General features: G+C 32.2%; 5 protein-coding genes. All 5 read right to left on the reverse strand.

Annotated features, from left to right (window positions below):
- Positions 1-246: 246 nt before the first annotated feature.
- Genes L6I86_RS16090 through L6I86_RS16110 form a run of 5 tightly spaced genes read right to left on the reverse strand, consistent with a single transcriptional unit; the run spans position 247 to position 8,807 of the window.
- Entirely contained in the window at positions 247-2,418 is a 2,172-nt protein-coding gene (locus L6I86_RS16090) for a DUF6311 domain-containing protein (protein ID WP_236288647.1), read from the reverse strand.
- Between the two features lies 1 nt (position 2,419).
- Positions 2,420-4,834, reverse strand: coding sequence for a glycosyltransferase family 4 protein (locus tag L6I86_RS16095; RefSeq protein WP_236288649.1), 2,415 nt, complete (start codon positions 4,832-4,834; stop codon positions 2,420-2,422).
- 13 nt (positions 4,835-4,847) lie between these two features.
- Positions 4,848-6,044: a glycosyltransferase family 4 protein gene (locus L6I86_RS16100; RefSeq protein WP_236288651.1), complete on the reverse strand. Its 1,197-nt coding sequence runs from the start codon at positions 6,042-6,044 to the stop codon at positions 4,848-4,850.
- A gap of 13 nt (positions 6,045-6,057) precedes the next feature.
- On the reverse strand, positions 6,058-7,545 hold the full coding sequence (locus tag L6I86_RS16105) for a class I SAM-dependent methyltransferase (protein ID WP_236288653.1): 1,488 nt from the start codon (positions 7,543-7,545) through the stop codon (positions 6,058-6,060).
- Positions 7,542-8,807 carry an ABC transporter ATP-binding protein gene (locus L6I86_RS16110; RefSeq protein ID WP_236288655.1) on the reverse strand — a complete coding sequence of 422 codons (1,266 nt, stop codon included), beginning with the start codon at positions 8,805-8,807 and terminating at the stop codon, positions 7,542-7,544. Before L6I86_RS16110 ends, L6I86_RS16105 begins: the two co-directional genes overlap by 4 nt.
- Between the last annotated feature and the right edge of the window lie 22 nt (positions 8,808-8,829).

The following is an 8,829-nucleotide window of genomic DNA, read 5'->3' on the forward strand; positions in this document are numbered from 1 at the left end:
ATATAGTTTAATTAATTTGTCGCCATTTGTCATTTTTTATCTTTTCCCAGTTCGACAATAATTCTGATATTATCCTCGGTATCAATTTTCCAATTATTCTAGAGTACCCCATTTACATATATATTAATAATATCATCAATATAATAGGCACTATAATTGAGAATAGTAATAAATAACCTCTATAACTAGCAGATATTTTTGTTTTGTGAAAACTTAATATAAAGAAGTCATCTATCCATTATTAGACTATTCAACCTCCCATTTAAAATTATTTACTCTAAACACTAAATATCTAGGATCAGTAGGAGCAACTATTCGTTTAGCATCACTTGTAAATTCTATATTGTAATTTCCTGGAGGTACTGTAATTTTTTTGGAATATAATTTATTCTTCGCATTAATTTGTAACTCATCTGAAAATATCGAACTTTTAATAATTAGATTGGATAATTCATCATATCCAGTTGCTAGTTCCATACTCATATCAATTGTACGAGTAACATTAGAGGTATTTGTGACAGTTAGAGTCCCCGTCTTAGATAACCATCGCCAATTATTTTCTTGTGAACCTTCAACCACTGTATTGTTCCAATCCAATAAGACTGGATGTAATGTTTCTTCTACTTTAGAATTCCATTCTTTTTCTGTATATTTGTTCTTTATAGAGTTTCTCAAATTAGATAGATCATAAAATGCTAATCGATGATTTCCACTTTCTAATGGACTTATGTTTGTTATTTCTTTAATTTTCTTCTCAAGACCATCACCATTGTCTTCATATCCAAATCTATCAATATATAACCCCTCAAATCCAGCAGTAACAATTATCTCCAATAACTTATCTATAGGTTGCGAGGACACTTCTTTAATCCACATACTCCCTTCTCTTCCTTTCATACTACCATAACTCCATCTTAATGATTTTGAATGTATATAACCTTTGAATAGTTCATAATCCCCCATTTTGTACACGGGAGGATACTCAGGGAATGGTACGTAAGGCAACTGAAATACCATAGCGTTATTAGGCAAAACGTCTTCTATCTTTTTAACAAAGATCTCATCATTTTTATACTCTTTTTCAATGCTATTATATTGAGGAATATTGTTTATTGAGGTTTGGTCGATTAATCCTATAATTAGTAAGGAAATAGTTAGAAACCAAAAAATAGACTTCCTTAGAAAACTTTGAGAATACTTTTTTATTACACTATCTATTAAATAAAAAAGCGCAAATAAAGATAAGAAGGCGATAAAAACACTTATTCGGTTATATGCTCTTATTTGTGAAGATATTAGTAAAGCAAATATAGATCCAAATCCTCCAATTGTAGCCAACAGAATAATACCTATATTCATTCTACTTAATTGATCAACTAGATTGCTTCTTATACCATTAGTTCTAACAAACAACATCAAAATTAATATTAAAAAACCGATGCTTCCTACGATTCCTAAATATTCACTACCTTCATTTGGCAGAGGATGCAAGGAGTATGCTTTTATTATTTTGTTTAAGATACTAAAACCATGATCATATACTGGAATAAATAGCTGAGTAATTTTCATTCCATACACTTCAGCTTCAATTGGATTTCTTGATGCAACTAATTTATTAGACCCATTAAAAAAGGTAAACAGTATGTTAGGAGATAAATTTATAATAAGACTAAGTATTACAATGACTAACGACAAAAATGTACGGTAGATTGGAAGATAGCTCTTGGATGAAATAGAAGCACATATACCAGATAACAAAAATATAAAACAAGCAAAAAATGCATAATATACGCCAGTTGATGCAGTCAAAATACATATAATAATTATTGTTACTGTTTTTTTGTCAGAAATAACTGAGATCTTTTTATCCTTGTAATCCAATAGTATATCTTCATTTGACATAAGCCATAGTGATAGCAATATTATTAATGGTATCAAATAATAAGAGGATAAAAACAAGTGCATAATCCCTCTTAAAAAGTGATAAGGGATAAAAGTAAAAAGTATGCTAGCAGTTAGCGCTGATAAGTACCCGATTTTAAAATGTCTTAATACATATAATGAAGTAATTGTTGTTAAAGGAAATGTAAGAATATAATAAGTATTTACTACAAATGAAGGATTAGAATTAAAAAGAGAAATTATTTTCATAATTGCAAAATGAAAGTTATCTGCCATAGGAAAGTCAAATAATTGAGATGTATATGGAGCTCCAACAAAAGAGTTTTGAAGTATCCATCCTTCGTCGATCATAGTCTTTACAAACTCTATTGTTAATACAGCATCTCCAGCATAAACAAATGGTATATTTAAATTTGCAAGCCATAATCTCATAGTAATGGCCACTAACAATAGACTTAGAAAAAAAGCAAATAAATATGAGAGCGTTACTTTAATTTTGTTGATTTTTAACTCCATCCTAACTCTCCACTTCATCAGAATCATTTATTTGAAATAGCATTTCTTTTACACTATTTGATATTACTTTCCACTCGAATTTCTTATCTACATAATCTTTAGAAGATGAGGATAAATTAGCTCTTAGTTCACTATTTACATTTTTTAATAACCTATTTATTCCCTTACAAAATTCATTGCTTTCAAGAATAAGGATATGCTCGCCATTTACAACTTCATATCCCCTAGCACCTATGTCTGTCGATATAACAGGGACTCCATTTGCCATATACTCTGCAATTTTTAAGTTGGTTCCTGAACCAGTCAACATAGGGTTTATAGCAATGTCTGCTACTGAATAGATTAATAGCTTTGTTTGTTCATCAACAATACCCGCAAATACAACATTCTTTGGCGCGGCTCTATCCTTGAAAGCTAAACATTGTCCGCCCATAATAATGAATTTACATTCCGGCAAATTAGGTGCCATCTTTAGAATCACTTCTACTGCTTCTATATTAGGTTTATGCCAGCTACCAATAAATACGATGATATTTTCTTTATCTATTCCGAGTTCTTTTTTATTTTTCTGTCTAGTAAGGAAATCTACATATGGATTCAAGGCCGTGTCTACACCATTTGGAACGAGTATTGTTTTTTCTGGTTCAATTTTATACGTTTCTGCCATGTTTTTCATATCTTCATTGGAGCATGTCAGAATAATATTACTTAATAAACATGCTTTTTTCTCTAATTCATATAACTCTTCTAACAATTTATGGGCTGTTTTATTATTAGGTAGCATTGACTTTTTCAAATCATATTCCACATTCTGTGAATCATAGATAATATATTTATTACCTACGTACTTTTCTATTAAATTATATAAATACGGCTGAGCTGAGACCAGAATATCAGCGTTTTGCATGTATGATTCAGCAATACGAATATATTCAGGGGAGAACTCAATTAGCTTATTCATTACAATATCCGTGATTGGAATACCTACTTCTCTTTCTATTGACCATTCTTTCTCTAAGTGAATGTTACTCATTGGAATTGAAACTTCAGTTAAGTTCCCAATCTTTTTCTCGTAATATTTAGATCCATTGTTCAAACTTACGATTGTAATATCATACTCTTGGTCTAAGTTCTTATATATATTAAATATTCTAAGTTGACCACCATGTTTTCTGGGTAAAACAGGATAAGTAGAAAGAATCGTTATTTTCTTTCTAACTTTGGAGGTAGCTGGAGCATAGTTACTGCTTGAAGTTCCTTGTAATAAAGACGTTATACAATTCTTCCAGTTGATGCCTTTTACAGATTCTCTAGCACTTGCACCTAGAGTCATCGCTAACGACTTATTGTTTGCTAGCAAATTCATTTTTTCTGCGAGGCTTATTGAATCACTATTTGCAATTAAACCAGTGTGCCCGTCAATAACGAACTCAGTGGTTCCCCCAGAATCCTTACATGTGATCACAGGTTTCCCACAATGCATAGCTTCAATAGTAACAAGTCCGTAATCTTCATCATAGGGAACATAAATAACAGCTAATGCATTAGCATATAGTTCTTTTAACTTTTCATTATTTATATAGCCAATAAAACTTATTCTAGCATCACCTGAGGCTATCTGTTTTAACTTACTCTCATCTGGGCCAGATCCTGCGATAAATAACTTGGCATTTTGATTTTCCACATGCTTCATAGCTTTAATTACCAATTCTACTCTCTTGGCACTATCTAATCTTCCAACAACTAAGAAATACTCAAAACTTCCTCCTTGTAAACTTTGTAAAGTTGTCGGAGGGTATATGACATCAACATTAACCTTATTAGGAAAGTAATCTTTTCTTACCTTTACTGTTTTAGAAATTGATGTATATCTTTTCATTCTAGAAGGATCAAGTGCCCATTTATCTAGGAAGTGTATAATTTGTCTAATGAATGGCCCTGGAAAAACAAAAAAATCTTTAGAGTAATTTTCTCTGTTAATATAAAGTATATTGATCATATTAAAAAAACCATTTAAATCTTTATTCATATTCATCGGATCTTTGATGTAATCTAATATTTTATTAATCTCTATGTGTGAAGTATGTTTCAATTCGGTTGGCATATTTAGAAAATGATAAGTATCAAAAAGACCTCTTAAATGATGTGCCATATAAATTGTATGATTTCTATGTTGCACCATCCATGCAGGGTATTTGCAGGTAATAATCATATCAAAATGGTCTAAATTTAAATTATAGAATGTTTCATAACTCTTCAATAGTTCCCAGAATCCATGTTCTTCAGTTGGAACCTTGAAAAGTTCTACTCGATGATTCGTTAGCTCATCTATCTGTTGATATAAACCTAACATCAACTTTTCAATGCCACCAACGGCAAATGGCTTTGGACTAGGTGATACAATTGCGATATCCATATAGTCCCTCCTCTCATGTCAAATGCTCTACTAACTTTGCTATTGCATTACTCCAGGTGTATTTGCGACTTGTTTCGTATGCAGCATTCCCCATCCTAATGGCCAAATCTTTATTCTCACTTATTTTTCGAATTGCATCAGCTATTGCCGCGGAACTAGGATCAACTAAAAATCCATTTATTCCATCTTCTATTAATTCGGCATAGCCACCGCCGTCTTTACATGCTATAACAGGTTTCTTGAATGCCATAGCTTCAATGGCTGTTAGTCCATAATCCTCTTCAAATGCTGGACATATGACACATGAGGCCTTAGAATACTCCTCAAATAATTGCTCTGATGAAACTCTACCAGTAAAGATTACATTAGAAGATGATTTATTTTTTTTTGCAGTTTGAATAAGCTTTTCATACTCAAACGAAAATTTCCCATTAGACATTTGCTTCCAGACTACATCATCGGTTATGTCGATCCCCTCACGTGAAGTATAGGCTAGCAGGTTATCAATTTTTTTCAAATCGTCTGTCCGGCCGCCTGCGCCTACTACTTTGCCGACTAAATGAGGCAGTCGTTTCATGGCTTTTACAAAAAGCTCTGGTCTTTTAGGAAATTCATGCCTGCCCACAACTATAGGATATTCATAAGCAACTCGTCCATTAAAGTGATATATATCAGGATCAATTCCAGCATAAATTACATCTACATTGTTGCTCAGGTTGTTAAATTGTTTAATTCTATTCTTTATTGTCTGACTTCCTGCAAGTATGGTTCTTACTTTAGATAAACTAAGAGTATCAATTTCACGAATCACCTGAACCGATTTATGATGATAGGGTTGTTGCAGCCCCACTTCAAGAACAAGATCAGACATATCATAAAAAATTTTCATATGGTGATAGAATAATGAGATGTGCCTTGGATGTTGAATTGCAAATGAAGGAGGCTGCGTACTAATCACTGCATCAAACTGCGACACATCCATTTTTAAATATTTCCAATACATATTTATATATTTGAAAAATTCAGGATTTTTATAAAACACATCTTGGGATATGTTATAGGGTATATCATTCGTAGTTGAGTCCGTAGCATCTACGTAAACCATTTGAACCTCATGTCCGATTAATTCGAGTTCAAGTTTAAGACGATTTACCACTACTTCAAACCCACCAGTAATCTTGTAATCTGGTTTAATAATACCGATTTTCATAGATTCACAACCCTTATTTTTTAGCAATAATAGCGTAGTCTAGATTCCCAAATAATAACTCATTAACACGATTGATACCTTCATTAAATTCAGCAATATTCTTTATTGCATTAACGTCCTCTGTCTCTAGTTTTGGTACCCACCAGTTCGGCTCCACTCTGCTAGAGTATACCAACTCAGTATCAGCAAAACCTGATGATTCTACAACGTATTGAATAGTAAGCGGATGAACAGGCTTGACATGTGTTGGGTCTACATAAAATGTTCGATAGAATATTGCGAGAGATAATGGATTCGGGGTTTCCATAATCAAATATGCACCTGGCTTTAACTTCTTGTAAGCTAATTCCACAAGTGAAATAATTTGTTCAAATGGCATATGCTCTATTACTTGACCAAGAAATAATCCACCCAATTCATTATTATTAATTAACTTCAAATAATTGATTGCATCATTATATTCAACCGGTAATCCTCTATCTTGGCAATATTCCACCATTTCACGATTTAAATCGATACCGCGTACCGAAATATTATTTTCAATCAATAACTCTATGAATTCCCCTCGCCCACAACCTATATCTAGAATATTTTGTTTATTCAAGAAATATGGAAGGTAAACTTTTTGGCGGTTTTTAATTTCCTCAACACTGCCTCTGAATCGATTCTCAAAATCTAAATAATCAAAACTGTTAGTGTCTGCAAAAGAATTAATATTAGAAATAGAATTACTAGTATCGTCAATATTGTTAGCATTCAAATTTTCAGGTACTATTAACTTATTATTTTCTGCGCTTTTTTTTATTTGCCGTATTCTATATTGTAGAAAGCTAATTTCTGCTTTAAGATCTTTATCTGATTTTTGAAATCTATTCAAAAGCTGCTCACTGAATTGGTTGAATTGCTCGATTATTGCATTTAAAGCACCGCTTTTAGAAAAAGCCTCTTCATCCATCTGGAGCCTAATTTGTTCAATATTTTGAGAGAAACTTGTCTCACTGGCTATTATTTTTTGAGAGAAGCTTGCTTCACTCGTTATTAATTTCTTGTTCAGATCCATAATATTTTTCTCCAAATTATCAATTATGGAACGTTGCTCTTTAATAATCTCCTCATTTTCTTCATCTTTTGCCTTCATTTGTTGAACAATATTAGTAAGCTCATTAATTGATCGCGTAACTGCTCCATTAAAAGATGTTTGTGCTTCAAATGGTTTACTAACATACCATCTAAGAAATTTTCTAACTAACTTCTTTCCGAACACAATAAACTTACCTATTTTTCGTCTATGAGAGGTTATCGGTAGATCCGCACTTACATTCCAGAGTGAATTAATGGAATTTCTTTCAACAAGCAAATTGGATAGATCTGATGCTTGAGTATAAGACAAGTTATTAGATTTTAAATCTATTATATCTACAGAGTCATCTTGAGAATATTGTATAATTTGTTTTTTTAAATGATCCATCAATTCCTCTGCGCTACTAAACTGTTGGTTCATAAATTCTCCTCCTCTAGAAACAGCCACTTGTGTGGAATATACGCAATTCCCACATCATTTTCTCTAGAATGCACGCTAAAATTAAGTGCTTTAGTTATATAATCATAAGGTGTTCCGTCTTCATGATGACATGCAACATTAAAATAATAGTCACCTTGAACCAAATTTAATGACTCTATCTGATAAACAACTTTTCCACTAGTCTTATGTGAAAAATTCACTTTATCGATAAGTGTATTAGTTCCATAGCATCTAGTCCCATCCATCTTAAAGATTCCAACACCAAATACTAACTTATTTGCATTATTATCCTTAACCTGAAAATGTAACTCAACATCGATAGGTTGTCCTTTTTCAAGTACATGCAAATTTTCACTAGTCGGGTTAACCATAAGTACCTTTGAAATTTCAACTGCACCTGTTCCCCATCTCTTTTCTAATTGGTTAGCCTGGTCTTTATCTTTGTCTAAATTAGTATTTTCTTCTTTTTGATTTTCCGCCTCAATTTTCATCCGGTTTTCTTCACTATTAGCTAAAAAGTCAAGATATTCTCGAATGACTTCATCAGGTTTTCCATTTTGTCTAATTTTAGATTCATGTATCCAATATAATTCATCACATAATCGTTCCATTGCTCCATTATCATGTGATACAAACACAATGGTTTTTCCTTTTTGTTTAAACTCTTCAATTTTACTAATACATTTTTTTTGGAATGCATTATCTCCCACTGCAAGAATTTCATCTATTAATAAAACATCTGGCTCAACATGTATAGCAATCGAGAAAGCAAGTCTCATAAACATCCCCGATGAGTAAGTTCTTACTGGATTATCAATATAGGCTTCCAATTCTGAAAATTTCACAATTGTGTCTAATAAAGAATCTATTTCTTTTCTAGTAAGACCAAAAATTGATGCGTTCATGTACACGTTTTCTCTTCCAGTGAAGTCCATATGAAACCCTGCCCCTAATTCAAGAAGACTAGACACTCTACCATGAATGACCACTTCCCCTTTATCAGGCTTTAAAATCCGAGTAAGGATTTTAAGAAGGGTACTTTTTCCAGAACCATTTCGGCCAATAAGACCAATCATTTTCCCCTTTAATACACTTAGATTTACTTCTTGCAGCACCCATTTTTCTTGATAAGTACTCTTACTCGTATATAGAATTCTTTCTTTTAAGCTGACTGGCTTATCCTGATATATTTTATATTTCTTCGATACGTTTCTAACTTCAATTGCAATGTTACTATTCATTACATATCACCCTCTATATTTC

The sequence above is a fragment of the Paenibacillus allorhizoplanae genome (assembly GCF_927798215.1).
Classification (GTDB): Bacteria; Bacillota; Bacilli; order Paenibacillales; family NBRC-103111; genus Paenibacillus_E; species Paenibacillus_E allorhizoplanae.

Excerpts from the sequence above, each read along its gene's own strand:
- L6I86_RS16090 (WP_236288647.1), bottom strand. The coding sequence starts at position 2,418 with ATGGAGTTAAAAATCAACAAAATTAAAGTAACGCTCTCATATTTATTT.
- L6I86_RS16095 (WP_236288649.1), bottom strand. The coding sequence starts at position 4,834 with ATGGATATCGCAATTGTATCACCTAGTCCAAAGCCATTTGCCGTTGGT.
- L6I86_RS16100 (WP_236288651.1), bottom strand. The coding sequence starts at position 6,044 with ATGAAAATCGGTATTATTAAACCAGATTACAAGATTACTGGTGGGTTT.
- L6I86_RS16105 (WP_236288653.1), bottom strand. The coding sequence starts at position 7,545 with ATGAACCAACAGTTTAGTAGCGCAGAGGAATTGATGGATCATTTAAAA.
- L6I86_RS16110 (WP_236288655.1), bottom strand. The coding sequence starts at position 8,807 with ATGAATAGTAACATTGCAATTGAAGTTAGAAACGTATCGAAGAAATAT.